Genomic DNA, 24816 nt, shown 5'->3' on the forward strand with positions numbered 1-24816 from the left:
AGTTAAGTCCTTTTCTAAAAGGAGAGAGCCGCTTTACAAAAAAAGAAAAAATCGTAGCCCGTGCCCTTGCACAAAAGCGCAAAAAAGGAGGGCCGCGCCCCATGCAACGGGCGCAGCCCCCTTAAAAGTTTTTGGGAGTTCTTAGAACCCTTTTTTCAAAAAGGGTTCTAAGCGGGGTGTGGGGCAGCGCCCCACAGAGGAAAGGTTCTAGGCAGGGAGTGAGGCGGAGCCCCACAGGGAAAGGGTTCTAGGCAGGATAGGGAGCAAGCCTACCGGGCGAAAGCGGCCTCGGTGGTTTCAGATTCGAACTGTTTATTATAGAGGTCGGCGTAGTAGCCGCCCTGGTCCATCAACTGCTGGTGGGTACCCCGCTGGATGATCTTGCCGTCCCGGACCACCAGGATCATATCGGCCTTACGGATGGTAGAGAGCCGGTGGGCAATGAGGAAGGAGGTACGGCCGGTCAGCAGGGTGGAGATGGCCTCCTGGATCAGGGACTCGGTTTTGGTGTCAATAGAGGAGGTGGCCTCGTCCAGCACAAAGATACGGGGGTTGGCCAGCACGGCCCGGGCAAAGGATACCAACTGTTTCTCCCCGGTAGAGAGCTGGCCGCCGCCCTCGCCCACGTCGCTGTCGTAGCCTTTTTCCATGCGCATAATAAAGTCATGGGCGTTGACCAGCTTAGCCGCGGCGATGATCTCCTCATCGGTGGCATCCAGACGGCCGTAGCGGATGTTCTCCTTTACCGAGCCGGAGAACAGGTGGGGCGTTTGCAGCACATAGCCGATATTGCTGTGGAGCCAGAGCATACTGCGCTCCCGGTAGTCCCGGCCGTCGATCAGCACCCGGCCGCCGGTGGGCTCAAAGAACCGGCAGGCCAGATTGACCAGCGTGGACTTGCCTGCGCCGGTTTCCCCCACAATGGCCACGGTGGAGCCTGCGGGCACGTCCAGGTCGAAGTGTTCCAGCACGTTCTCGTGGCCGTCCGGGTACTGGAAGGTCGCGTCGTCAAAGGTAACGCGGCCGGTGAGGGGCTCCCAGTTCTCCGGTTTCGGGTCCATAGAGGTACCGTATTTCTCGATGACCTCCGGGGTGTCGGTGATCTCCGGCTCCAGTTCCAGCAGTTCCATCACCCGCTCGATATTGGCCTGCATGGACACGAAACGCGTGACCTGGAAGGCGAAGATCTGGACCGGCTCGGCGATTTGCAGGGCAAAGTTCACGAAGATAGTTAGCTGGCCGATGGTTATGCCCCCTACAAGGGCCATGCCGCCGCCGCCGGTAATGACAAAGGACACGGCCAGGGCGGTTAAAAAGCTGATAACCGGGATGTAGATGGCATCCAGCATAACGGCCCTGATGCTGGTGCGGCGCATATTTTCGCTGACCTGATGGAAGGCCGCCAGGTTCTTGTCCTCAATGCAGAGGGTTTTGGAGGTTTTGGCGCCGGAGATGCCCTCGTTATAGTGGCGGGTAACTTCGGCGTTGATTTTGCGGGCCTGGCGGTTGACTTGCAGGATGCGCTGCTCAAAGAAAACCGTGAAGGCCGCGATAAATGGCACCACGGCCAGAATCAACAACCCCAGCCGCCAGTTGACCACCAGCATGACCGCAAGGCAACTGAACACGTACACCGTGCAGTATACAGCATCCACCAGGATCCAGGGGATGCCCTCTGCGATGCGGCCGGGGTCTTGTAGGGCCCGGGCCACGATGGTGCCTACGGGAGTCTGGTTGTAGTAGGAAAAGCTGAGGGACTGTAGATGGGTAAATACCTCTTTTTTCAAATCGCGGGCTATGTACATCTCCAGACGAAGGGCTACGCTACCCAGAGTGATTTGGGCCAGGGTCTTTACCAGTACCAGCCCGGCGTACAGCAGGGCAAACAGGGTGATGCCCTGATAGGCCCGGGGGGTGACAAAGCGGTCCACCACATAGCCGGCCAGCAGGGTGTAGGCCACCGCAATGGCCGCGTCTGCCAGCATGGCCGCGAAAATCGCGGCGATAAGCTTGCGGTAGGGCTTGACATAGGGCAACATTTTCCGCCACACCTTTAGGGTGTGGAAACGTTCTTGGGGTTTTTGCGCTTGTATCTCTTTTTTCATTTGGTTCTCCTTACGGTTTCCGCGGGCTGGGGTGCGCCTGAAAGGGAGGCGTACCTTGTGATGGGGCAAACGCCGGTTATGGCCGGGCGCTTGCTGTGGTTGGGCCTTGGGGGTTATGACTTCTGCATCTCGTAGATGCGCTTGTAGATACCGTCTTCCCCGGCCAACTGCTGATGGGTGCCCATTTGGGCTACCCGCCCCCGGTCCAGCACCAGAATCTGGTCGGCGTTCATCAGGGTGGTGATGCGGTGGGCGATGAGGATGGTGGTGCCGTGGACGTTCTCTTTAATGGACTGGCGGATCTTCTGGTCCGTTTCCATGTCTACGGCGGAGAGGGAATCGTCAAACACCTTGATGGGGGTGTCCTGCATCAGCATACGGGCAATGGCCACCCGCTGCTTTTGCCCGCCGGAGATGGTGACGCCCCGCTCGCCGATGGGGGTGTCATACCCCTGGGAGAAGTTCTCGATGGCGTCATCAATGACCGCCATGCGGGCGTAGCGGCGTACGGTGTCCAGATCCTGACGGCTGGAGCCGTCGGCAATGCTCTCCCGGAAGGTCTTGGAGAACAGGAAGGGTTCTTGCAGCACCATGCCGATGCCCCGGCGCAGGTGCTCCCGTTTCATTTTGCGTATATCCACCCCGCCAATGGTAATGGAACCCTGGCCCTCCGGCAACTCGTACAGCCGGTCCAGCAGGTACATCAGGGTGGATTTGCCGCTGCCGGTGGCCCCCAGAATGCCAAAGGTGCTGCCGGCCTTAATGGTAAAGCTGACGTCCTCTACCACGCCGGCACCCTCGCTGTAGCCGAAACTTACATGGTCGAACACAATGTCCCCGTCCAGAGGCGGGGTGCGAGGGTCGGGGCATTCCTGCTCCTCTTCCGCGTCCAGAATGCTGAAGATACGGGTGGCGCTGATGGATGTTTTGCTCAATTCGCTTAAGATGCGGCCCAACTGGGCCACAGGCCAAGCCAGCATGGAGTTATAGGCGGTAAAGGCCAAGAACTCCCCTTCGGTGAGGGAGCCGTTCTCTACAAAGAACACGCCTACAACCATGATTACCAGAGCCTGCAGGCCAGCGAACAGCTCGCCCAGACCCCAGTTAATACCCAGAATGGTGCCCAGATGGCTCCACAGGTCCGCAAACTCTTGGTTCTTTTTGCTAAAGCGGCCGATCTCGAAACGCTCGCGGCCAAAGGCCCGTACCACCCGCACGCCGGTCAGGTTCTCCTGCACCAGAGCGGTCAGTTCGCCTTCGGTGTGGTCGGCCTGGTCAAACTTTTTCCCTACCAGCACAAAGAATACCATGGAGTAGCCCAGCACCATGGGGATAAAGGCCAGCACGATCAGGGAAAGCTGTACGTTCATCAGGAACATCAGCGTAAGGGAGATGCCAATGGCCAGCACCGTGCGCACCACGGACATCAGTTGGTCGTTGACGAAATTGCGGATGAGCTCCACATCCTGGGTACAGCGCTGGATAATGTCCCCGGTCTGGTGGGCGTTGTGCCAGGCGTAGGGCAGCCGCTGGATGTGGGAGAAGAGTTTGTCCCGCAAGCGGCGGATGGTGCCCTCGCTGGCCTTGGCCAGGTTCATGCGGGAAAGGTAGTTGGTCACGCCGGCAATTACGGCGAACAGCAAGGCTGCCCCTGCGCATACCACAATGTGGCTGCGCAGGAACGCCCGGCCACCCAGGGCCTCTACCCAGTTCAGCAGGAAACGGGGCAGGGCAAAGGGATTGTCGTTGATAACAGAGTCTACCGTGACCCGGATGACCTGGGGGGTCATGTAGTTTGCCAGGGCGGAGAGCACCACCGTGACCATGGCCCCCAGAAAGCACCTCCGCAGGCCCTTGGTCAGGGGGTAAAAGCGGAGGATGCTGGATTTTTTTGCTTTTGTCGATTGGTCTTTTTTTGCCTTTTCCATTTGTTACCTCATTTTGAAAAAGCGCAGTACGCCAAAACAAAACCCCCGCCCGGACACGGTAAGGGAGGGCTTGCCTGCTCGCACTGCGCTATGTGATCCGTGCAACGTACACGGCCTGGCGCTATCCTGTTGTGGTGGTTCCTGTAAATAAGAGAGGTTGCCCTATTTTACCACCAGACCCAGCCTTTGTCAAGAGGGGGCGTATAAAAAAGTGGATGCGGTTAAAAGGGCAAAGAGGGCAAGCGTACGAAAGGCGGGAACGGCGTTTCTGGCACTTGATTTTTTTGGTGGTTTGGGGTATGCTTTATATAGAAACATTCCGGCGAGGCGCCTGGGCACAGGGGCTGGGCGTTTCCCTTTCCAGAAAGGAATTGATTGGATGGATAAAGTGAAACTTGGTATCATCGGCATAGGCAATATGGGCAGCGCCCATGCCCAGAACATAGGGGCAGGGCTGGCGCCTGACATTACCCTTGTAGCGGTGGCTGACCGCCGCGCCGCCCGGCGGGAATGGGCCCGGGAGAACTTGCCGGCAGACGTGCAGGTGTTTGAGGAGGGCAGCGGGCTGATACAGAGCGGCCTGTGCGACGGGGTGCTCATTGCGGTGCCCCACTACCAGCACCCGGTGCTGGCCGAGGAGGCCTTTGCCTGGGGCCTGCACGTGCTGTGTGAAAAGCCCGCCGGGGTATACACCCAGGCGGTGCGCCAAATGAACGCTGCCGCGGATAAAAGCGGTAAGGTGTTCGCCATGATGTTTAACCAGCGCACCAACTGCCTGTACCGGGCCATGCACCGGCTGGTGCAGGAGGGCCAACTGGGTGAACTGAAACGGGTGAACTGGATCATCACCGACTGGTACCGCACCCAGATCTACTATGACTCCGGCGACTGGCGGGCTACCTGGGACGGCGAGGGCGGCGGCGTGCTGCTGAACCAGTGCCCCCATCAACTGGACCTTCTGCAATGGATCTGTGGCCTGCCTTGCGCCGTGCAGGCCTTTTGCCATGAGGGAAAATGGCATGACATTGAGGTGGAGGACGACGTGACCGCCTACCTGGAGTTTGAGAACGGGGCTACCGGCGTGTTCGTCACCACCACCGGCGATGCGCCGGGTACCAACCGGTTTGAGATTACCGGCACCAAGGGCAAGCTGGTGTGTGAGGACGGGACCCTGCGGTTCTGGCGGCTGAAAACCGACGAGCGGACGTTCTGCCGCACGGCCCAGGAGGGCTTTGCCAAGCCCGAAATGGAGGAGGTCCCTGTGGAAATGGACGGGGAGAACCCCCAGCATATTGGGGTGCTGAAGGCATTCGCTGCCAATATCCTGCGGGGCGAGCCGTTGGTGGCCGACGGCCGGGAGGGCCTTAACGGCTTGACCCTTTCCAACGCCATGCACCTTTCCGGCTGGCTGGGCCGCCGGGTCGAACTCCCCTTGGACGAGGCGCTTTTCCTTTCTGAACTTAACAAGCGCCGGGCGGCCTCTACCAAAAAAGTGGGCCGCGACGTGACATTCTCAACCGAAGGCACCTATTGAGACCGGCCACGGTTACCCCAAAAGATTATATACGCCTTGCTCGCTCATGTGGGGACATCTCTGCCGGTGCGCGGTAAAGGGGATCCCAAAGAGGCGTAGGGATTCTTAGCTACCGCGGGCAGCCGTGCACCAGGGCGGTATACGCAAACAAATGGAAGGACAGGGCTTTACTATGAAATTATTGGTTCTGGACGGCAACAGCATATTAAACCGGGCGTTTTATGGGATCAAGCTGCTTTCCACCAAGTCCGGGGAATTTACCAACGGCATTTACGGCTTTCTCACTATGCTGAAAAAGATTCAGGAGGAAACGGAGCCGGAGGCTGTGGCGATTGCTTTTGACCGGCGGGCCCCTACCTTCCGGCACAAGCAATACGCCGGGTACAAGGCCAACCGCAAGGGGATGCCTGAGGAACTGGCCCAGCAGCTACCGGTTTTGCAAGGGCTTTTGGGCGACCTGGGCTACCGCACCGTTACCTGCGAGGGCTGGGAGGCTGATGACATTTTGGGCACCTTGGCTGCGGCTTGTGAGGGGAAGGGCGGTACTTGCGTCATCGCCACCGGCGACCGAGACAGCCTGCAGTTGGTTTCCCCCTCTACCACGGTGCGGCTGGCCACCACCAAGTTCGGCCAGCCCCAGGTGACGGTGTATGACGAGGCCAAGATCCTGGAGGAATACGGTGTGAGCCCCCGGCAGATGATCGACCTAAAGGCTATCCAGGGGGACGCCTCGGATTGCATACCTGGGGTGGCGGGCATTGGCCCCAAGGGGGCTGGGGAATTGGTGAAACAGTACGGCTCGCTGGAGGAAGTGTATGCCCATCTGGATGACCCGGCTATGAAACCCGCTTTGCGCAAAAAGCTGGAGGCCTCCCGGGACAACGCCTTTTTAAGCTATGATCTGGGCACCATCCGCCGGGACGCGCCCATTGACACGGACCTTGACAGCTATGCCCTGGCCCAGGGCGACCCCCAAAGGGCCGGGGCCACCATGGTGCGGCTGGAACTGTTCTCCTTGATTGAGAAATTCGGCCTGACTGCCGCGCCTCTGGCAGAGGAGGGCGTCCCTGCCGCCGGCCGCCCGGAGCTGATGGAACTGGCGGACGGGGCCCCCATGCTACCCCGGCTGGAGGACGCGGGGGAGGCTTACTTTTACTGCCAATGGGGTAAAGACGGCGGGCTGGAGGAGATGGTGTTCGCCCACAAGGACATTTTGTGGAAGGTGCGCCCAGACGAGGCCTTCTTGCGGGCTTTACTGCCCAACCCGCTGATACGCAAGTACACCCATGACACCAAGCGCCTGCACCGGCTGGCCCTTTCCCTGGGCTGCCGGATGGAGCAGGTGGCCATGGACACTGCTTTGGCCGGGTATCTGCTGAACCCCTCTGCCACCGGGTATGACGTGGACCGGCTGGCGGCGGAGTACCGGGTGTCTTTGCCGGATTTTGAGGAGCCGGCTTTGAACGCGGCCGCCGCCCTGCCGGAACTGTGCGGGGCCCTGGGCAAGGCCATTGACGGCAACAACCAGCGGGAACTGCTGGACACCATTGAGATACCCCTCAGCTTTGTGCTGGCCCAGATGGAGCACCTGGGCTTTTACGTGGACCGGGAGAGCATTGAGGAATATGGCCGGCAGATGGAAAAGGAGGTGGAGCGGCTCCACGATTCCATCATCGCCCAGGTAGGGCGGGAGTTTAATATCAATTCCCCCAAGCAACTGGGGGAGGTGCTGTTTGACAAGGAGAAGGGCCTGGGCCTGCCCCACGGCAAAAAGACCAAGACCGGCTGGTCGACCAACGTGGACGTACTGGAGGACTTGCGGACCGAGGCCCCGGTGGTGGACGATATTTTGCAGTACCGCACCGTGGCCAAGCTGAAGTCCACCTACTGCGATGGGCTTTTGAAGGTGATTGGCCAGGACGGGCGCATCCATTCCAACTTCAACCAGACCGAAACCCGTACCGGGCGCATTTCCAGCACAGAGCCCAATTTGCAGAACATCCCTGTACGTACCCCCATTGGCCGGGAACTGCGGAAGTTCTTTGCCGCCGAGAACCGGGATGGGCAGGAATATGTGCTGGTGGACGCGGACTACAGCCAGATTGAGTTGCGGGTACTGGCCCATGTGGCGGGGGATACGGCTATGCGGGAGGATTTTCTCGCCGGGCATGACATCCATGCCTCTACCGCGGCCAGGGTGTTCGGCCTGCCCCAGGATATGGTAACGCCCCAAATGCGCAGCCGGGCCAAGGCTGTGAATTTTGGTATTGTATACGGCATCGGGGCCTTCTCCCTGTCGAAAGACATCGGCGTGACCCGTAAGGAGGCGGACGCTTATATCAAAGAGTACCTGCGCAACTATGCCGGGGTGGACAGCTATATGCAAAATGTGGCCGCCCAGGCCAAAGAGCAGGGTTATGTGGAAACTATTTTCGGCCGGCGGCGGTATTTGCCGGAGTTAAAGAGCAGCAATTTCAATATGCGGTCCTTTGGCGAACGGGTGGCCAGGAATATGCCCATCCAGGGGGCGGCGGCGGACATTATTAAGATCGCCATGATACGGGTGAGCCGCCGGCTAGAACAGGAGGGCCTGCAGGCCCGGATGATTTTGCAGGTGCATGACGAACTGATCGTGGAGTGCCCTGTGGAGGAGCAGGAACAGGTAAAAGCCCTGCTGGCCGAGGAGATGGAGCAGGCAGTGGAGCTTTCGGTGCCTATGGTGGCCGAGGCCGCCGCGGGCAAAACCTGGTATGACGCCAAAGGCTGAGGTGAGGGTATGGAGAGCAGGGAGATCCTGAAGATAGGGCCGGGGTACATCCGGCAGGTGGGCAAGACCCTGGCGGAAAGCCATATGGGGGGCAAGCTGCTGTATGTATCCGACCCGGTGGTGGACAAGCTGTACAGCCACTTGGTACGGCCCCAACTGGGGGAGATCGGGACCATTAAGGAGGAGTATATTGACAGCAACACCATTGGCTACGCCATGTCGGTGGCAGAGCGGGTGATTGCCACGGATATTGACTGTATTGTGGCTATGGGCGGCGGCAAAGTGCTGGATGTGGCCAAATACGCCGCGTATATCTCCAAGCGGCCGCTGCTGTCTATTGCCACCACCATGGCCAATGACGGTATCGCCTCCCCCATTGCCGTGCTGCTGAAACGGGACAAAAAGCCTAAAAGCCTGGGCGCTGCCATGCCATCCATGCTGATTGTGGACACGGAGGTTATCTTGCAGGGGCCCATCCAGTTGATCAAGGCGGGGATCGGGGACACCATCTCCAACCACATGGCCTTGCTGGACTGGGAGTTGGCCGTGGCCCGGGAGAAGGAGGAGATGAACGGCTACGCCTACCTTATGTCCAAGACGTCCCTGGACGCCCTGATGAAGACCCAGTACGCCGGGATTGAGCCGGGATTTATTGAGGTGCTGGCCAATTCTCTGGTGCTTTCGGGCATTGCTATGCAGTTTGCGGGCACCAGCCGGCCGGTCAGCGGGTCTGAGCACCTGTTCAGCCATGCCCTGGACTATTTTGGCGAAACGAAAAACCTCCACGGCATCCAGGTGGCATTGGGCACGGTGGCGGTGCTGATGCTTACCGACCACAGCTATGCCCCCCAGTTGGAATACCTGCGCCGGTTTGGGGTGGATATCAACCCCCGGCGGCTGGGGCTGGGGGAGGAGGGCTTTGTATACTGCATACAGCACGCCACCGAGATGCGCCAGAACCGGTACACCTACCTGCACGAAACGGATCTGGGCACAGAGCGGGTGCGGGCCGTTTATCGGGCCCTGGTGGAAGAAACCGCCTGAGTACCCGCCCCGGCTGAAGGGGATGAAAGGATGGGAGATTTAGGATGAAACGTGTGATAACCTACGGCACCTTTGACCTGATCCACTACGGGCACATCAACCTGCTCAAGCGTGCCCGGGAGTTGGGGGATTACCTGATCGTGGCCCTCTCTACGGATGAATTCAACTGGAATGCCAAGCAGAAAAAGTGCTACTTTACCTATGAAGAACGCTTGCGGCTGCTGGAAGCCATCCGTTACGTGGACCTGGTCATCCCCGAAGAGTGCTGGGAGCAGAAGGCCAATGACGTGCAGCTTTATAAGGTGGATACCTTTGTGATGGGCGATGACTGGAGGGGGAAGTTCGACTTTTTGCAGGACTACTGCCAGGTGGTCTACCTCCCCCGCACCCCGGAGATATCCACCACCCAGATCAAGCAGGATCTGGCTACCTGAACGGCGGGGGAGTATTGCCCGCGCCGCCTTACGTGCCGGCCCACGCCCCATAGAGGCATAGGGCTTTACATAGATAGCATAGGCACCAAAATCAACACCATCAAACTTATAATAAAGGAAGGTATCAGGACATGGAAGTATCAGGCAAAAGGGCTATGGGCCTGCTGGAAAAAATTGGCTTTACCCGGGTGGCCGGGTCGGCGGAAGAGTTGCAGGCCGCAGAAATTTTGCAGGCAGAGTGTGAGGAAATAGGCGTGCCTGCCCAGATCGAGGCGTTCCAGATTGAGGATGCGGAGGTGGAAACCGCTACGCTGGAGATTTTGGAGCCTTTCCAGCAGGAATACCCGGTTACCGGTTATAAGTGCGCCAAAAACACCTACCAGGGCGGGTTGACCGCGGAATTCCTCTATGTAGAGGGCGGCAACGAGGTGGATCTGGCCGGGGCCGAGGGCAAGATCGTGCTGGTAAACGGCTTTATGCGGGTGCCCCTGTTCCGCAAGCTGATGAAAGCCGGTGTGGCGGGCATCGTCACCATGGAAGGCGACCTGCGGGATGACCGGGAGGGTACGGACCTTTCCACCCGGATGCTGCGCCGTACCCTGCGGGCCTTTGGCAATGTGCCCATGGTACACACCCGGGTGCTGGACGCTTTTGATATGGTGAAACGGGGGGCCTGCAAGGCCCGGTTGGTGCTGAAAAACGAAACGGTAGAGCGCACCTCTCACAATGTGGTGGCCACCATTACGGGCACAGAAAAGCCGGAGGAGATCGTTTCCTTTGGGGCCCACTATGACTCGGTGGATTTTTCTAAGGGCGTGTACGACAACGGGGCAGGCTCTGTTATTAATATGGAGGTGCTGCGCTGGTTTAAGGAGAACCCGCCCAAGCGTACCGTGAAGTTTATGTGGTACGGCAGTGAGGAAATTGGCCTGGAAGGTAGCTGGGCCTATGTGAAAGCCCATAAGGACGAACTGAAAGACCATGTGCTGATGATCAACACCGACGTGGGCGGCCCGGTGTTGGGCCGTGACGGTGTGGCGGTAACAGGCGAAGAGAGCCTGGTGAACTATATCCGTTATTCTACCCAGGTGCGGGGCTACTCGGCTGACGTGAAACAGGGCATCTATTCCAGCGACTCCATCCCCTTTGCCGATAGCGGTGTGCCCGCCGTGAACTTTACCCGGTTCGGTGCGCCAGGGGCCGCGTACATCCATAACCGGTTTGATACCCTTAGTTTCCTCTCCTCCGAGGGCCTGGAGAAAACCGCCCGCTATGTGCTGGCTTTCTCGCGGGATATGGTGAACGCTACCGCTTTCCCCGTGAAAAAGGAGATCCCCAAAAACATGGTGGAGGAAGTGGAAAAGTACCTCTACAAAAAGGAACTCGCCGAGGCTGAGGAACAAAAATAGGCCGGGTTTACGACCTTGGGGACGCTGTCCCCAAACCCCTGCCAGCTTTTGAAAAAGCTGGACCAAAACAAAAGTGGCATGGCTGGGAAGTGTTTGCTCCCTCAGCCGGCCTCCACACAGAAAAGCGCGGCAAGGCTTTACATCCGATTTTTATTATGTCGGTTTTACGGTTTGGGTTTTATCCGAAACCTTACCATAATGACATAATAAAAAACGTAACGCCTTGCCGCGCTTGATTGCGTGGTTCACACTGAAACAAAAGGAACGCTCGGACTGTGCTCCTTCAAAGTTTTTGGAGGTTCTTAGGGCCCTTTTTTCAAAAAGGGCCCTAAGCGGGGTATGGGGCGGCGCCCCATGGCCTCACCCTAACAGCACAACAAAAAACGTAAAGCCTTGCCGCGCTTGATTGCGTGGTTCACGCTGAAACAAAAAGAACGCCCGGATTGTGCCCCTCCAAAGTTTTTGGAGGTTCTTAGGGCCCTTTTTTCAAAAAGGGCCCTAAGCGGGGTATGGGGCAGCGCCCCATTAAAGCCCCTGGCGGCTAAGCCACGTAAGCAGGGACACTTCCTGGCCGTCCCAGGTGACGGGGGAGCCGTCATAGTCCAAGCGGCAGTCATCGTTGAGCATGGGGATCCAGGCGAAGTGGCCCATATACTCAAAGGGTTGGCCGTTTTCGCCGGTGAACCCTTCGTGGATATCCTCTATTTTATCCCAGAAGGTAAAGTGCACATTTTGGGCCCCAGCCTTGATCAGCCGATGATAGGTAGGCTCCACAGTTTCCTGGGGGATCACCACCGGGTCGTTTTTCGCGTGGGTAAACCAGATGCCCTTATCCTTAATAGCGGCGATATTTTCGTCGGTGATAACGTCGTCATACAGGGCCTCGCAGATGGGGAAGGCAGCGGCAAAAAGATCCGGGAAGTCAATGAGCATCCGCATGGTCATAAATCCCCCGTTGCTGTCCCCGCCGATAAACACCCGGTTGCGGTCGATGTGGGGGTTCTGGGCAATAAACTGGTCGATACACGCCTTTAGAGCCTGGCTGTATATGCTTTTGCCTGTGTGGCCGTACTCACCGCTGCCATCGTTCATCCAGAAAGTAGGGGCCTGGGGGGCCAGCACATAGGCCCCGCCAAACAGGGCCTGCACCTTGGGCGCGGTAAGGGCTACCACCTTGTTGGCCGTGTAGGCGATGGTGGGATCCTGGCCGCCTTCCCCGGCGCCATGGAGCCAGACGATCAGCGGGCGGGGACTGCTCTCGGCGGTTTGGGGGATGAAATAGCCGTAGCCCAAGGGCTCTTCCCCGGCAGAACAACTGTTGTGCCATCCGCTGGCCGCAGGCATACAGTCGCCCAGGGGGAAGCCATAGTGCAGCCCGGAGAGGGTGCCGTCTTTGCTTTCCAGTGCCTTTATCTGGGTGATCTCATACTGCATATGTACATACACATTGTGATCCTGGGGGCAGGATACCCTGGCGGACAGGGGGAACAGGGGCCCATAGGCCATCTCCAGCGCCAGGAAATTACCCTCCGGGAGGGGCTGGCCCTGTTGATTGGCCGGGTAGGCTTTGGTAACAGGGATGTACCCCTGGCTGGCTACCCGGTTGGTGGCGTCAAACCAGGTTTTGGCCAGCAGCATCACGTCCCCCCGCTCGTCCAGCCGGCGCACATGGACAGAGAAACAGCCGGTATCCACCGCGCTGGCCACAACCGGGGCGGGTAGGGGTAAAAGGATGCGGGTGACATAGGGCCCAAAGTCTGTGATGCGGGTAAATGTGTAGTAACCATTGCTCATTGTAAAACCTCCCTAAAATACAGTTGTATCGCTATGTGCTTTTGGTATAATTATACTGCAAAAGCCGGAGGTTGTCAAGGTGTTCCCCACTGGGTGGGGTGCCTGGCTGGAAGGCAGTGGGGCGCTGCCCCACACCTTTCCCCTTTGAAAAGGTGGACGAAACTTTTCCATCCCCTGCCGGGAACCCCGTTGAAGGGGCCCGGCTTACGGTTGGGGAAGAGGGTTTATCCGGGGCTGGGGCGCGTCCGTTATACCAACGGGCTGCTAAGCTGCCGCAAGCGGCGCTCCTCGTCCCATAGGGCCTGCAAGGCCGCGAAGTTCTTGTCCGGGTCGGCCATAAGCTGGGCCAGATGATCCAGCAGCCCCAGATCTTCTTCCCCCAAAGGCGCCCCGCCCAGGAGGAAACCCTCCATAAACCGGGGTTGGAACACATAGGAGATTTCATGGTTCATCAGGGCGTGGAAGTCATACACCAGGTACCGCCCCACAGCCCGCAGGCTGTTGGTGCCCTGCCTGTCGGCGTACAGGAATTGGGTACCGTCCGTGTCCCCACGGCGGATGGCCAGCCAGGCATCCGCCGCCCAATCAAACTCGCCGGGCTGCATATCATACTGGGTGATGGGCATGGGTAGGCCCTGGTAAAAGCCGTCGGCGTCAAAGGTCAGCCAGCGGCCCTGATCCTCCAGCCACAGTTGGTTGATCCAGTGGTCCATGCTGGTGCCGGGCCGGATATAGGGGGCGAACCCTGCCCGGCTGCGGCAGGGCAGCCCTTTTGCTTTGTAAATCGAACTGACCAGTACCGACACAAACCGGCAGGTAAGCACCAGCTTGTGTTCCACCAGCCGGTCCGGTACAAATCCACGCTCGTCCAGGCGGAATAGCCCGGCGGCTATGGAAGGGGCGGTCAGGTAGATGTCATCCTCGCAAGGGGCGCGGTACCAGGGCCAGCGGGTCATATCGCCATAGCGCAGGTCGGCGTTGGCATACTGATTGCCCTGTGCCAGGGTGACCCGGTGGATGATCTGGTGGGAGATCAGATCCCCCAGGGCATGGGGGTTGTCCGGGAGGGAGCGGAAGTAGCCGGCATAGAGGCCGGGGTAGGTAAACGGGCCGGTAGAACGGAAGTGGGAAAGCATTTCGGGGGTCATAAAGAGGCTCCTTTCATGGTAAGGGTTTGGAGAGTACAGTGCTTTAGCTCTAAAAGAGATAAATCCCAGTACACGGCCGTATAGCTTATGGGTGCTATACCGGTTGGTGCCGTGTGCATAGAGGTGGAAAACACTGGGGGATTTAGCCCTGAAAGAGATAAATCCCGGTACACGGCCGTATAGCCTATCGGTGCTATACCGGTTGGCGCCGTGTGCATAGAGATGGAAAACACTGGGGGGATTTAGCTCTGAAAGAGATAAATCCCGGTACACGGCCGTATAGCCTATCGGTGCTATGCCGGTTGGTGCCGTGTGCATGAGGTGAAAAACACTGGGGGATTTAGCTCTGAAAGAGATAAATCCCGGTACACGGCCACATAGCTTATCGGTGCTATGCCGGTTGGTGCCGTGTACATTGTAGCATAGGCCACCCTTTCCTGCCTGTCATTTTGCCTACGCTTTTGTCTGGCGTGAATTTACATTTTACATTCCGCACAAAGTTTGCGGAGATTAGTTTTACATGGTAAAATGGGGTTGGCACCGGCGGCGAAACTGTGGTATAATAAGGCGGATAGAAGCCAAAGGAGTGCCCGTTGTACGCTATTGGCGCTGCCATAGCGCTGTATGAGGAATGGAGGAACAACAGTAATGGAAGAGAAAAGGCAATCGTCATTTTTCAGTCTGGAGGATCGGGTGGCGCCCCTGGGGATCATTACCCTGGAAGGCGCGGAGGAACTGGCGGAAAAGATCGATGCCCATCTGGTGCGTTGGGCCAGAAGGGCCGGCATGGAGGTAGACACGTTCCGGCTGAAGAGCAGCTGCCCCCGGTTCAACTCCGGCGATGCCAAAGCCATTATCGACCAGACCGTACGGGGCTACGACCTGTTTATTGTGGTGGACGTGGGCAATTACAGCCCCACCTACCCCTATTTTGGCGTAGAGAACCATATGTCCCCCGATGACCATTTTCAAAATCTCAAGCGCATTATCCAGGCCGCCAGCGGCAAGCCCCACCGTGTTACTGTCATTATGCCCACCTTGTTCGGCGGCCGCCAGCACCGGCGCAAGTACCGGGAATCTCTGGACGGGGCTTTTGCCCTGCAAGAGTTGGCCCATATGGGCGTGCAGAACGTGCTGACCTTTGATGCCCACGACCCCCGGGTGCAAAATGCCGTGCCCCTAATGGGTTTTGACAACCTGATGCCCTCCTATCAGGTGCTGAAAAAACTGTTCCGCAGTTTCCCTGACCTGGTGGTGGACCGGGACGATTTCATGATTATCAGCCCGGACGAAGGGGCCCTGGACCGCAATATGTTCTACGCCTCGGTGCTGGGGGTGGAGATGGGGATGTTCTACAAGCGCCGGGATTATTCCCGGGTGGTGGATGGCCGTAACCCCATTGTGGCCCACGAATACCTGGGTACGGACGTAAAGGGTAAGGACATTTTTGTGGCGGACGATATCATTTCCTCCGGCGAATCCATGCTGGATATTGCCTACAACGTGAAACAGCGGGGGGCCAAGCGGTTCTTTGCCTTTGCCACTTTTGCCATTTTTGCCAAAGGCCTGGACGCTTTTGATAAGGCATACCGGGAAGGCGTGCTGGATGGGGTATTCGGCACCAACCTGACCTACCGCACTGAAGAGCTGAAAAACCGCCCCTGGTTCTATGAGGTGGATGTGTCCAAGTACATTTCCTGTTATATTTCGGCACTAAACCATGACATGGCGATCAGCCAGCTCATAGACCCCCACGCCAAAATTACCGCCCTGCTGGAAAAGCGCCGGGCAGAGCAGGCCCTGCACATGGACAAGCAGTTAACATTCTAAGGGGCCGGGGCGTACGGAGAGCGGGAGTCGGGGGCCGGCGTCCCCCCACAACTGCCAAAGGTGGCACAGGGAGGACAAAGGGCGCATAGGATGGTGGCAGGATATGGCAGGCACGATGATCATGGTTTCTGGGATGCCGGGAGCGGGGAAGTCCACGCTTGCCTGGTGGCTGTCGGAGCAGTTGGGTGTGCCGGTGGTCAATTATGACCGGCTTTTGCGGAAAGTGCAGGCGGTAAGCCCGGAAACAGGGAAGGGGCTGCCGTATCCCAGTAAACAAGCTATGAGGTGAGCGCACTGTGTTTGACAGATTGCGAGAAGATATCGACGCTGTTATGCAGCGGGACCCGGCGGCCCGTTCCCGGCTGGAGGTCTATTTCCTGTATGCGGGCTTTAAGGCCGTGCGGGCCTACCGGCGGGCCAACTGGTTCCACCGCCACGGGATGAAGTTCATAGCGCGGGCCATCTCCCAGCACGCCAGAAGAAAGACAGGTGTTGAGATACACCCCGGCGCTACCATTGGCCGGGGGCTGTTCATTGACCACGGCATGGGGGTAGTGATCGGCGAAACCACGGAGATTGGCGACAACTGCACCCTCTACCAAAACGTGACTCTGGGCGGCACCGGCAAAGACCAGGGCAAGCGCCACCCCACCCTGGGCAACAATGTGCTGGTAGGCGCAGGCGCTAAGGTGCTGGGCCCCTTTACGGTAGGCGACAATGCCCGGGTGGCCGCCGGGGCCGTGGTGCTGGACGCCGTACCGCCCAACGCCACGGCGGTTGGCGTGCCGGCGCGGGTGGTGCGCATCGGCGGTCAGAAGATCGACCTGCCTGCCAGCCATAAACTGGACCAAATCCATGTGGCGGATCCGGTCAGCATGGAGCTGTGCCGCCTGCGGGGCCAGTTGGAGCGGCTGGAGAAACGGGTCGTTCAGATCACCGGCGAAGGCCAGGCGGGCCAATGAGGGCAGAGGACCGGAGGATCAGCATAACAAAAGATGTGGGCAAGAGAAAATCCAGCCTACGGGCCGGGAAAGCGGGGTAAAATCCCTCCTGCTGCGCGGCAGAGGGCTTTCAAGGGCCCATGGATCGGGCAGCCGTTTAAAAAAGCCCACCGAAAAAAGGAAGGTGATCCATATGCAGCTAATCAACAGCTTGAGCATGAAAAAAGAGGAAATTATCCCCCATGAGGCGGGGAAGATCAGGATGTACACCTGTGGGCCAACGGTATACGGCTTTGCGCACATCGGCAACCTGCGGTCGTACATTATGGAAGATGTCCTGGAAAAAGCCCTGTGCTACGAGGGTTATGCGGTAGACCGGGTGATGAACATTACCGACGTCGGCCACTTGACCTCGGATGCGGACACCGGGGAGGACAAAATGCTCAAAGGGGCCCGGCGGGAGCATAAGTCTGTGCTGGAACTGGCGGCATTTTATACGGACGCTTTCTTTGCTGACTGCCAAAAGCTGAATATCCGCCGCCCCGGCACCGTAGTGCCCGCTACCGGCTGCATTGATGATTTTATCCAGATGGTAGCCGCGCTGCTGGACAAGGGCTATGCTTATCTGGCCGGGGGCAATGTGTATTTTGACACGGCCAAACTGGAGAATTACTATGTTTTTGGCAACCAGAACGCCGATGACCTGGCCGTGGGCGTACGGGATAGCGTGGAAGCAGACAGCAATAAGCGCAGTAAAACCGACTTTGTGCTGTGGTTTACCAAGTCTAAATTTGATGACCAGGAACTCAAATGGGAAAGCCCCTGGGGGCTGGGCTATCCCGGCTGGCATATTGAATGCTCAGCCATCAGCATTAAAAACCTGGGGGGATATCTGGATATCCACTGCGGGGGTATTGACAACGCCTTTCCCCACCACACCAATGAGATCGCCCAGAGTGAGGCGTACCTGGGCCACCCCTGGTGCAAGTACTGGTTCCATGTCCTGCATTTGAACGACGCCGGCGGGAAGATCAGCAAGTCTAGAGGCGCGAAACTAACGGTTTCCCTGCTAGAAGAAAAGGGTTATAACCCTCTGGTTTACCGGTTGTTTAACCTGCAATCCCATTACCGTAAGCCCCTGACGTTCTCTTTTGAGAGCCTGGATAACGCCGCCAATGCTTACCAGAAACTGGTTTCGAGAGTCGCCTCTCTTGCAAAGGACGGCCAACCGGATACCCAGGCTGCCCAGGTATGGCAGGCCAGGTTCCGGGAGGCCCTGTGCAATGACCTGAACACCTCCCAAGCGCTGACCGTGCTGTACAATATGTTGAAGTCCGACCTGGACGACGCAACGAAACGGTTTTTAGTGGGGGATTTTGATCAGGTGCTTTCCCTGGATCTGCTTGCGGCCGGGGAAAAGGCAGGCTCCCAAAACAGCGGGGTTCCCGCGGCGCTGGCAGAGGAGATTGAAAGCCTGTTGGAAAAGCGTGCCGCTGCCCGGAAAGCAAAAGACTGGAGCCTGGCAGATGCCATCCGTGACGAACTGGCGGCCAGGCGTGTGGTGCTAAAGGACACCCCCCAGGGCGTGGAGTGGCATATCAAGGCGTAAAAGCAGGCGTGGGCGGCAAAACTGCATCGTCCACGCCAACAACTTTATGCGGTGTTTTCAATTCTGAGGGGGATCGGGATGGAAAAAAAGCTGTATGCCGCGTATGGCAGCAACTTGAATATAGAACAGATGAAGGTGCGTTGCCCTGGGGCCCGGCGGGTGGGCGCAGGGCAGTTGGCAGATTACCGGCTGCTGTTCCGTGCCGGTGGGCAGGGGGTATACCTGACGGTGGAGCCCTGCCCCGGTAGCTGTGCGCCAGTGGGGCTGTGGGAGATTGAACCATGCCATGAAACGGCTCTGGACGAGTATGAGGATTGGCCCACCCTGTACCGCAAGGAAACGCTGCCTGTGGCATTTACCGAGTTTGAAACGGGCAGGCCGCGCCGGGAAACAGCGCTTGTCTATATCATGCAGGCAGGGCATCCCCTTGCCCAGCCGGACGGCGCGTACCTGCGTGCCTGTATGGAAGGCTTTGCGGCCTTTGGCCTGGACACCGCTGTGCTGGAACGTGCGGCGGAGGACTGGGCCTGTGTGGGGTAGCCAAGGGTAAGTCATGTTTTATTTATAGCTGGTTTCGTTGCGTGCCTCTAGCCATAGGGTGGGGGCACGCAATAATTTTAGGCATAGCCGTTCCCGCGCCTACTTGACCTGGCAGCGGCAATGGTGTAAAATGGCAGTAAACACGAAGGAGGGATCGCTATGAAGGTGGACGTCAATTTGGAAATCAGCCGGCTGCTGCAATACGGCGTACAGCAGGGGCTGATTGCAGAGGAGGATCGGGCATGGGCCGCCAACCGGCTGTTGGTGGTGCTGGGCGCAGGCAGCTTTGCCCCGGTGCCTGTGGATGAAACGCTCCGTTACCCGGCCGGGCCATTGGAGCAGCTTTGCGATTGGGTCGCCGGCCAGGGACGGTTGGACCCGGATAACCGGGACACCCGGGACCAGTTGGACACCGAGCTGATGGCCTGCCTGACGCCCCGGCCCTCAGAGGTGACGGCACGGTTTAAAAGCCTGTATGCAGAGAGCCCCCAGGCGGCTACAAGCTATTATTACGGCCTGAGCCGGGCCAGCAACTACATACGGGTTGACCGAATTGAGAAAGACCGGCTTTGGACCGCCCCCACACCCTATGGAGAACTGGTCATTACCATCAACCTTTCTAAGCCTGAAAAGGACCCAAAAGCCATTGCCGCGGCCAAAAACGCCCCCCAAACCGGGTACCCGGCCTGCGCCCTCTGCCGGGAAAATGAGGGGTACCTGGGCAGCGCCAACCAGGCAGCCCGGGGCAACCACCGGTTGATCCCCCTGGAACTTTGCGGTGAGAAGTGGTTTTTGCAGTATTCCCCCTATGTATACTATAACGAGCACTGCATTGTGCTCAGCGAGGCCCACCGGCCCATGAAGGTCAGCCGGGAAAGTTTTGCCCGCCTGCTGGACTTTGTAGCGTTCCTGCCCCACTATTTCTTGGGTTCCAACGCCGATTTGCCCATTGTGGGAGGGTCTATCCTCACCCACGACCACTTCCAGGGAGGGAACTTCGAATTCCCAATGGCAAAAGCCGGGCTGCGGGAGGAACTTGCTTTCCCCGGGTTCGAGGACGTGAAGGCGGGGATCGTCAACTGGCCCATGTCGGTGATCCGCCTGCGCTCAGGGGACAGGGCCCGGCTGGTGGAACTGGCGGATAAGATCCTGACAGCCTGGCGGGGGTACAGTGACCCGGCCGCGGACATTTTGGCCTTTACGGGGGATACGCCCCACAATACCATTACCCCCATTGCCCGGCGGCGGGGAGAGGATTTTGAACTGGACTTGGTGTTGCGCAACAACCGCACCACAGAAGAGCATCCTTTAGGGCTGTTCCATCCCCATGCCCAGTACCATCATATCAAGAAGGAAAATATTGGGCTGATCGAGGTCATGGGCCTGGCGATTTTGCCCCCCCGCCTGTTGACGGAAACCGGCCTGTTAGCCCAGGCCTTGCGGGAGCCGGAGAAGGCCGGGGAGATCATGGCCCGGCCGGAGATGGAGAAACATCAGGCGTGGTATCGGGAACTGAAAGCCAAAAACCTGCCGGCTGAAACCATCGATCGGGCCATACAGGTGTGTATAGGGGAAATCTTCGGTGAGATATTGGGCAATGCCGGGGTATATAAAGACAACGGGGCCGGCAGGGAGGCTTTCCGGCGGTTCTGCGCGTCGGTACAGTGAGGATAGATTACCCTGTTTCGCTGGTGGAATGGGTGCTGGGGCTGTTCTTTCCAGGCCGGTGCCTGTTGTGTGGACAGGTGGTTCCGATAGGAAGGCTATTCTGTGAGGAATGCGTGGACGAACTGCCGGAGGAGCCCCTGTGCAGGGAAATTACCCTGGCCGGGAACAGAAGCCTGGGGGTGTGCTCTGCATTGCCCTATACAGGCGGGTTCCGGGAAACGCTACACGGCTTTAAGTTCCAGGGGCAGCAGGCGCTGGCCCGGCCCATTGCCTGGCTGATGGCGGAGGCCGCGGGGGACATAGCCAGTTTTGACGGCGTGGCCTATGCGCCTATGTACGGGGCCGACCGGCAGAAACGTGGCTATGACCAGAGCAGGTTACTGGCCAAGTACCTGGCAAAAGCATTGGGCCTGCCCTTGACAGACGCTTTGGAGAAAGCCCGGCGTACACAGGCCCAGCACGGCCTGGGCCGGGCAGCAAGGCTGGAAAACCCCCGGAATGCCTACCAGGCCAGGTTTGCCCTTACCGGCCGCCGCCTGCTGCTGGTAGATGATATCGTCACCACAGGCAGTACCCTGCGGGAGTGTGCCCAGACCCTTTATCTGGCAGGCGCCCGTGAAGTGCGCTGTGTTTGTGCGGCTGATACGCCGCCTGGGGATCTGCCCTAGGCAGCCCATCTTCAAGTTTGCCTTTGGGTATAACAGGATTGCCAGCTCCCCCCCCCACCGGCTTTGGGGATCTGTTTTCCTGTACACCTAAAAGGGCGGGTGTAGCCCTAGTGCCGGTGATGTATGAAGAGGGCATAGCCGGCCAAAACTAACGTTGTGTATGCGGAGCCACGGCCCGAAAGCAAAAAAGCGGGCTTGTATTCCTGCGGGCTTTCCGCTATAATAAGGGCATGATATGGACGGAAAGGGGAGCGGAACATGAGGTCATATGTTATCCATCTGTTGCGGGCCATGCCCAGCCAGGGCACGCAGGAGGGCCGCTATGTGGGGCGTACCCAGTCGCCCCTGGCCATGCGGGCCGTGGCGGAGCTGGCAGGTTACAAGCGGGAATACCGCTACCCGCAGGCGGAGTTTTTCTGCGCCAGCCCAGCCATTGCCAGTGTGGATACCCTGAAAACCCTTTATCCCCAGGCCCAGCCGGAGGTGATACTGGAACTGGCAGAGTGCGATTTTGGCGACTGGGAAGGCAAGACTGCCGCTGACCTGGGGGATGACCCCCGATTTGCCCAGTGGCTGGCCGGGCAGGGGGCGCCCCCCAACGGGGAGAGCGGGCAGGTGTTTTTCCGGCGGGTGTGCAAGGGGTTCCAGATGCTGGTAGAAAACCTGCTGGGCAGGGGGATAGGCGAGTCGGTATTGGTAGCCCCGGCAGGGGTGCTTACCCTGATACTGGCAGGTTTTGGCTTACCCCGTGCGCAGCCCCAGGACTGGCTGTGCGACCCCGGTTTTGGGTACTCGGCCCGGATTACCCCCACGCTGTGGGCAAGGGAGCCGGTGATGGAGGTATTTGACAGGGTGCCCTGGCCAATAGAAAAATCCGACAAAGGATGAGAAAATCTGTGAAATCCTCTTGACAAACCTTCTGGCGGATGCTATACTAAACGTGTATTCTGATAGCACGTGAAATGTACTCACAGTTTCTGTAAGTCGTTGGGTGTCTGATGATTTACACAAGCTGTGAGTTCTTTTAGGGTACGGTGCGGCCGGGCGGAAGTCTGCGGTGCCAAGCCCTTCAGTCAGGGAACGCCGGACCTCCGGAGTGCCCGCGGCCGGGAAACCGGCTGGCTAGTCGGGATGCGAAACATTCTCATGGAGGTGCCGAACATGAACGGTACAGTCAAGTGGTTCAACGCAGAAAAGGGTTATGGATTCATTTCCAACGACGAGGGCGGCGAGGACGTTTTTGTGCATTTCTCTGCCATTCAGGCCGACGGTTTCAAGACCCTGGACGAGGGCCAGAAGGTTACGTTTGAAACCGAGCCCGATCCCAAGAACAGCGAGAAGCTGCGCGCGGTGAACGTCGTTAAGCTGTAAGCAAAACGATGAAACATGGCCAGGCCCTGCCAACCGGCAGGGCCTGGTTTTTTGCGCCGGTTTACGCGCCTGTACCGTCCTGTTTTGGTGGAAATTTTGGGGATTCCGCCGGACGGCTTGCCTTTTCGACAGTTTTCATGTATAATACTGGGTAGGCAGCAGGGCGGCCGGCCCTGCCAAATACATAACAGAAAGGATGACTGCCATGAAAATGGGCAAAAGCTTGTTCCTAGCTGTTACGGTGCTGTTGGTGGCAGTAATTGTGGCCATATCCGCCATTACGCTGGCCCAGGGGCCCCGTACCTCGCTGGTAGAGTTTATCAGCCATGCCGGTGGTACCGCGCAGGTCAATGACCTTTACGACGGGAATACCACCATCCCCTATTTTGAGGGGGTGCCCGCCAATTCCTATCAGCCGGACAATTTTGTGGAGGATAACGGCGTTGTCCGATATATGGGGGGCGACTCCTTTGTGGGTATCAACGTGGGCTCCAAAGCAGGGGATATAGACTGGCAACAGGTGAAGGCCAGCGATGTAGACTTTGCCATGATCCGGGTGGCCTACCGGGAAACCGTAAAGGGCCGCCTTATCCCTGATGCCAACTTCGATAAAAATATGCAGGGCGCTATTGACGCCGGCCTGCCGGTGGGGGTCTATTTTTACTCGAAGGCCGTAACCGACGCGGAGGCGGAAGCCGAGGCCAAGTATGTGTTGGAGAGTATCCGGGGGAAGTATTCCGTCAAATACCCCATTGCCTTTTACTGGGAGTACGACCTTAAGGATGACGGTACCCAGGACGAGAGCTCCCGGACCATCCGGTGCAACGGCGACCAGGTAACGGGGTTCATTGACACCTTCTGTGGCATTATCAAAACGGCTGGCTTTACCCCCTGCTATTATGCTGATAAATCTATGGTGTACAACCGGCTGGACCTTACCCGGCTGAGCGGTTATGATATGTGGTATGCCGAATTCCGTTCGCCCCCCAGCCTCTATTACGACTTTAAAATGTGGCAGTACACCAAGCAGGGGGATGTGCCGGGCATTTCCGTGCAGGTGCCGGTCAGCATTTCCATGAAGAATTACGCCAACTGATGTGGCCGCTGAAAAAGGAGGCATCCATGAACGGTTTGACCAAAGAGCAGATCAAAAAGCTGTCCCTTATCTGCGCCGCGGTAGCGCTGGTGGTGGTGTTGATCACCCTGTTGATCGTGTTCCTCACCCGTGACAGCGGTGATGGCCCGGAACCCAACAGCGGGCCGGTGATCCCGGAGGGGATGCGGTTGGTGCAGGACATCTACAACGGTGAAATGATCGTGCCGGACTATGACATACCGGACAACCTTTATGACCACGGGAAGTTTACGGCCGGCGAGGACGGGTCCCTCCGTTACCCGGAGGCGGCTGTGGGCATTGACGTATCGGAGTTCCAAGGGGAAATCGACTGGTACGCGGTAAAGGCCGCCGGGGTGGATTTTGCCATTATCCGGCTGGGCTACCGGGGCATGACCCAGGGCTTTTTAGAGGAGGACGGGAAATTCCAGCAAAACCTACAGGGTGCGGACAATGCGGGCATCCAGCGGGGGGTATACTTTTTCTCGCAGGCGGTAACAGAGGACGAAGCTGTGGCTGAAGCGGAATTTGTGCTGGAAAAACTGGGGGATACACAACTGACCTATCCGGTGGTTTATGACTGGGAGGACCCTGTGCCCAGCGACACCTTGCCGGCAGACACCCTGCGGGCTTATAACTGTCCGGGCGGAACGGTGACGAAATGCGCGGTGGCCTTTTGCAAGCGGATCAGGGAGGGGGGCTACCAGCCCTGTGTGTACTTTAATAAAAACCAGGCCTATAACTTCTTTGACCTGGAGCAGTTAAAAGCCTTTGACTTCTGGTATGCGGAGTACAACCCGTTGCCGTCTGTGTGCTATGGGTTCCGTATGTGGCAGTACAGCGAAAGCGGGACAGTGCCGGGGATAGAAACCACGGTGGATCTGGATTTGTGCTTTGAACCATACCACTAGC

The 24816-nt window shown here is 58.2% G+C and carries 20 protein-coding genes; 16 read left to right on the forward strand and 4 right to left on the reverse strand.

Annotated elements, in window-relative coordinates; genetic code table 11:
- Positions 1–269: 269 nt before the first annotated feature.
- Positions 270–2105: an ABC transporter ATP-binding protein gene (locus U8U01_RS01425; RefSeq protein WP_322169281.1), complete on the reverse strand. Its 1836-nt coding sequence runs from the start codon at positions 2103–2105 to the stop codon at positions 270–272.
- 113 nt (positions 2106–2218) lie between these two features.
- On the reverse strand, positions 2219–4033 hold the full coding sequence (locus tag U8U01_RS01430; RefSeq protein ID WP_322169283.1) for an ABC transporter ATP-binding protein: 1815 nt from the start codon (positions 4031–4033) through the stop codon (positions 2219–2221).
- A 379-nt stretch (positions 4034–4412) separates the two neighbouring features.
- Here U8U01_RS01430 and U8U01_RS01435 point away from each other — a divergent pair, with 379 nt between their 5' ends.
- From U8U01_RS01435 to U8U01_RS01455, 5 genes are all read left to right on the forward strand, one after another.
- On the forward strand, positions 4413–5567 hold the full coding sequence (locus U8U01_RS01435) for a Gfo/Idh/MocA family protein (RefSeq protein WP_322169287.1): 1155 nt from the start codon (positions 4413–4415) through the stop codon (positions 5565–5567).
- 172 nt (positions 5568–5739) lie between these two features.
- The gene (gene polA / locus U8U01_RS01440; protein ID WP_322169290.1) at positions 5740–8334 is read left to right on the forward strand and encodes a DNA polymerase I; all 2595 of its coding nucleotides are present in this window, start codon (positions 5740–5742) and stop codon (positions 8332–8334) included.
- A gap of 9 nt (positions 8335–8343) precedes the next feature.
- On the forward strand, positions 8344–9378 hold the full coding sequence (locus tag U8U01_RS01445; RefSeq protein ID WP_322169293.1) for an iron-containing alcohol dehydrogenase family protein: 1035 nt from the start codon (positions 8344–8346) through the stop codon (positions 9376–9378).
- Positions 9379–9422: 44 nt separating this feature from the next.
- Positions 9423–9812 carry a glycerol-3-phosphate cytidylyltransferase gene (gene tagD / locus U8U01_RS01450; protein ID WP_322169297.1) on the forward strand — a complete coding sequence of 130 codons (390 nt, stop codon included), beginning with the start codon at positions 9423–9425 and terminating at the stop codon, positions 9810–9812.
- A gap of 131 nt (positions 9813–9943) precedes the next feature.
- Positions 9944–11221 (forward strand): M28 family metallopeptidase, encoded by a 1278-nt coding sequence (locus U8U01_RS01455; protein ID WP_322169300.1) that lies wholly within the window; start codon positions 9944–9946, stop codon positions 11219–11221.
- Between the two features lie 525 nt (positions 11222–11746).
- On the opposite strand, the gene U8U01_RS01460 is transcribed toward U8U01_RS01455, so the two are convergent.
- Together U8U01_RS01460 and U8U01_RS01465 are read right to left on the reverse strand one after the other, a co-directional pair.
- Positions 11747–13015, reverse strand: coding sequence for a prolyl oligopeptidase family serine peptidase (locus U8U01_RS01460; RefSeq protein ID WP_322169303.1), 1269 nt, complete (start codon positions 13013–13015; stop codon positions 11747–11749).
- Positions 13016–13263: 248 nt separating this feature from the next.
- Positions 13264–14163: a hypothetical protein gene (locus U8U01_RS01465; protein WP_322169306.1), complete on the reverse strand. Its 900-nt coding sequence runs from the start codon at positions 14161–14163 to the stop codon at positions 13264–13266.
- A gap of 648 nt (positions 14164–14811) precedes the next feature.
- Here U8U01_RS01465 and U8U01_RS01470 point away from each other — a divergent pair.
- The 11 genes from U8U01_RS01470 to U8U01_RS01520 all read left to right on the forward strand — a co-directional run bounded on the left by U8U01_RS01470 (position 14812) and on the right by U8U01_RS01520 (position 24815).
- Positions 14812–15993: a ribose-phosphate pyrophosphokinase gene (locus U8U01_RS01470; RefSeq protein ID WP_322169309.1), complete on the forward strand. Its 1182-nt coding sequence runs from the start codon at positions 14812–14814 to the stop codon at positions 15991–15993.
- 103 nt (positions 15994–16096) lie between these two features.
- Entirely contained in the window at positions 16097–16282 is a 186-nt protein-coding gene (locus tag U8U01_RS01475) for an AAA family ATPase (RefSeq protein WP_322169312.1), read from the forward strand.
- A gap of 7 nt (positions 16283–16289) precedes the next feature.
- Positions 16290–16955, forward strand: a complete 666-nt coding sequence (gene epsC / locus U8U01_RS01480; protein ID WP_322169314.1) for a serine O-acetyltransferase EpsC — start codon at positions 16290–16292, stop codon at positions 16953–16955.
- A 172-nt stretch (positions 16956–17127) separates the two neighbouring features.
- Positions 17128–18543 (forward strand): cysteine--tRNA ligase, encoded by a 1416-nt coding sequence (gene cysS / locus U8U01_RS01485; protein WP_322169316.1) that lies wholly within the window; start codon positions 17128–17130, stop codon positions 18541–18543.
- 78 nt (positions 18544–18621) lie between these two features.
- Entirely contained in the window at positions 18622–19083 is a 462-nt protein-coding gene (locus tag U8U01_RS01490; protein ID WP_322169319.1) for a gamma-glutamylcyclotransferase family protein, read from the forward strand.
- Positions 19084–19242: 159 nt separating this feature from the next.
- Complete coding sequence (locus U8U01_RS01495) at positions 19243–20751, forward strand: UDP-glucose--hexose-1-phosphate uridylyltransferase (RefSeq protein ID WP_322169322.1); 1509 nt, start codon at positions 19243–19245, stop codon at positions 20749–20751.
- On the forward strand, positions 20748–21419 hold the full coding sequence (locus U8U01_RS01500) for a ComF family protein (RefSeq protein ID WP_322169325.1): 672 nt from the start codon (positions 20748–20750) through the stop codon (positions 21417–21419). The genes U8U01_RS01495 and U8U01_RS01500 overlap by 4 nt, the downstream gene beginning before the upstream one ends.
- A 258-nt stretch (positions 21420–21677) precedes the next feature.
- Positions 21678–22307 (forward strand): histidine phosphatase family protein, encoded by a 630-nt coding sequence (locus tag U8U01_RS01505; RefSeq protein ID WP_322169328.1) that lies wholly within the window; start codon positions 21678–21680, stop codon positions 22305–22307.
- A gap of 273 nt (positions 22308–22580) precedes the next feature.
- Positions 22581–22790, forward strand: coding sequence for a cold-shock protein (locus U8U01_RS01510; RefSeq protein ID WP_322169330.1), 210 nt, complete (start codon positions 22581–22583; stop codon positions 22788–22790).
- A gap of 205 nt (positions 22791–22995) precedes the next feature.
- Positions 22996–23886: a GH25 family lysozyme gene (locus tag U8U01_RS01515; RefSeq protein WP_322169333.1), complete on the forward strand. Its 891-nt coding sequence runs from the start codon at positions 22996–22998 to the stop codon at positions 23884–23886.
- Positions 23887–23912: 26 nt separating this feature from the next.
- Entirely contained in the window at positions 23913–24815 is a 903-nt protein-coding gene (locus tag U8U01_RS01520; protein WP_322169335.1) for a glycoside hydrolase family 25 protein, read from the forward strand.
- Position 24816: the final 1 nt, after the last annotated feature.

Source organism: Acutalibacter caecimuris (assembly GCF_034335085.1).
In the GTDB taxonomy this organism is placed as follows: domain Bacteria; phylum Bacillota; class Clostridia; order Oscillospirales; family Acutalibacteraceae; genus Acutalibacter; species Acutalibacter caecimuris.

Bases quoted from the DNA above. Each gene is read 5' to 3' on its own strand.
- tagD (WP_322169297.1), top strand. From the start codon at position 9,423: ATGAAACGTGTGATAACCTACGGCACCTTTGACCTGATCCACTACGGG.
- U8U01_RS01470 (WP_322169309.1), top strand. From the start codon at position 14,812: ATGGAAGAGAAAAGGCAATCGTCATTTTTCAGTCTGGAGGATCGGGTG.
- U8U01_RS01460 (WP_322169303.1), bottom strand. From the start codon at position 13,015: ATGAGCAATGGTTACTACACATTTACCCGCATCACAGACTTTGGGCCC.
- polA (WP_322169290.1), top strand. From the start codon at position 5,740: ATGAAATTATTGGTTCTGGACGGCAACAGCATATTAAACCGGGCGTTT.
- cysS (WP_322169316.1), top strand. From the start codon at position 17,128: ATGCAGCTAATCAACAGCTTGAGCATGAAAAAAGAGGAAATTATCCCC.
- U8U01_RS01495 (WP_322169322.1), top strand. From the start codon at position 19,243: ATGAAGGTGGACGTCAATTTGGAAATCAGCCGGCTGCTGCAATACGGC.
- U8U01_RS01425 (WP_322169281.1), bottom strand. From the start codon at position 2,105: ATGAAAAAAGAGATACAAGCGCAAAAACCCCAAGAACGTTTCCACACC.
- U8U01_RS01445 (WP_322169293.1), top strand. From the start codon at position 8,344: ATGGAGAGCAGGGAGATCCTGAAGATAGGGCCGGGGTACATCCGGCAG.
- U8U01_RS01490 (WP_322169319.1), top strand. From the start codon at position 18,622: ATGGAAAAAAAGCTGTATGCCGCGTATGGCAGCAACTTGAATATAGAA.
- U8U01_RS01505 (WP_322169328.1), top strand. From the start codon at position 21,678: ATGAGGTCATATGTTATCCATCTGTTGCGGGCCATGCCCAGCCAGGGC.
- U8U01_RS01465 (WP_322169306.1), bottom strand. From the start codon at position 14,163: ATGACCCCCGAAATGCTTTCCCACTTCCGTTCTACCGGCCCGTTTACC.
- U8U01_RS01515 (WP_322169333.1), top strand. From the start codon at position 22,996: ATGAAAATGGGCAAAAGCTTGTTCCTAGCTGTTACGGTGCTGTTGGTG.
- U8U01_RS01435 (WP_322169287.1), top strand. From the start codon at position 4,413: ATGGATAAAGTGAAACTTGGTATCATCGGCATAGGCAATATGGGCAGC.
- U8U01_RS01475 (WP_322169312.1), top strand. From the start codon at position 16,097: ATGGCAGGCACGATGATCATGGTTTCTGGGATGCCGGGAGCGGGGAAG.
- U8U01_RS01430 (WP_322169283.1), bottom strand. From the start codon at position 4,033: ATGGAAAAGGCAAAAAAAGACCAATCGACAAAAGCAAAAAAATCCAGC.
- U8U01_RS01510 (WP_322169330.1), top strand. From the start codon at position 22,581: ATGAACGGTACAGTCAAGTGGTTCAACGCAGAAAAGGGTTATGGATTC.
- U8U01_RS01520 (WP_322169335.1), top strand. From the start codon at position 23,913: ATGAACGGTTTGACCAAAGAGCAGATCAAAAAGCTGTCCCTTATCTGC.
- U8U01_RS01455 (WP_322169300.1), top strand. From the start codon at position 9,944: ATGGAAGTATCAGGCAAAAGGGCTATGGGCCTGCTGGAAAAAATTGGC.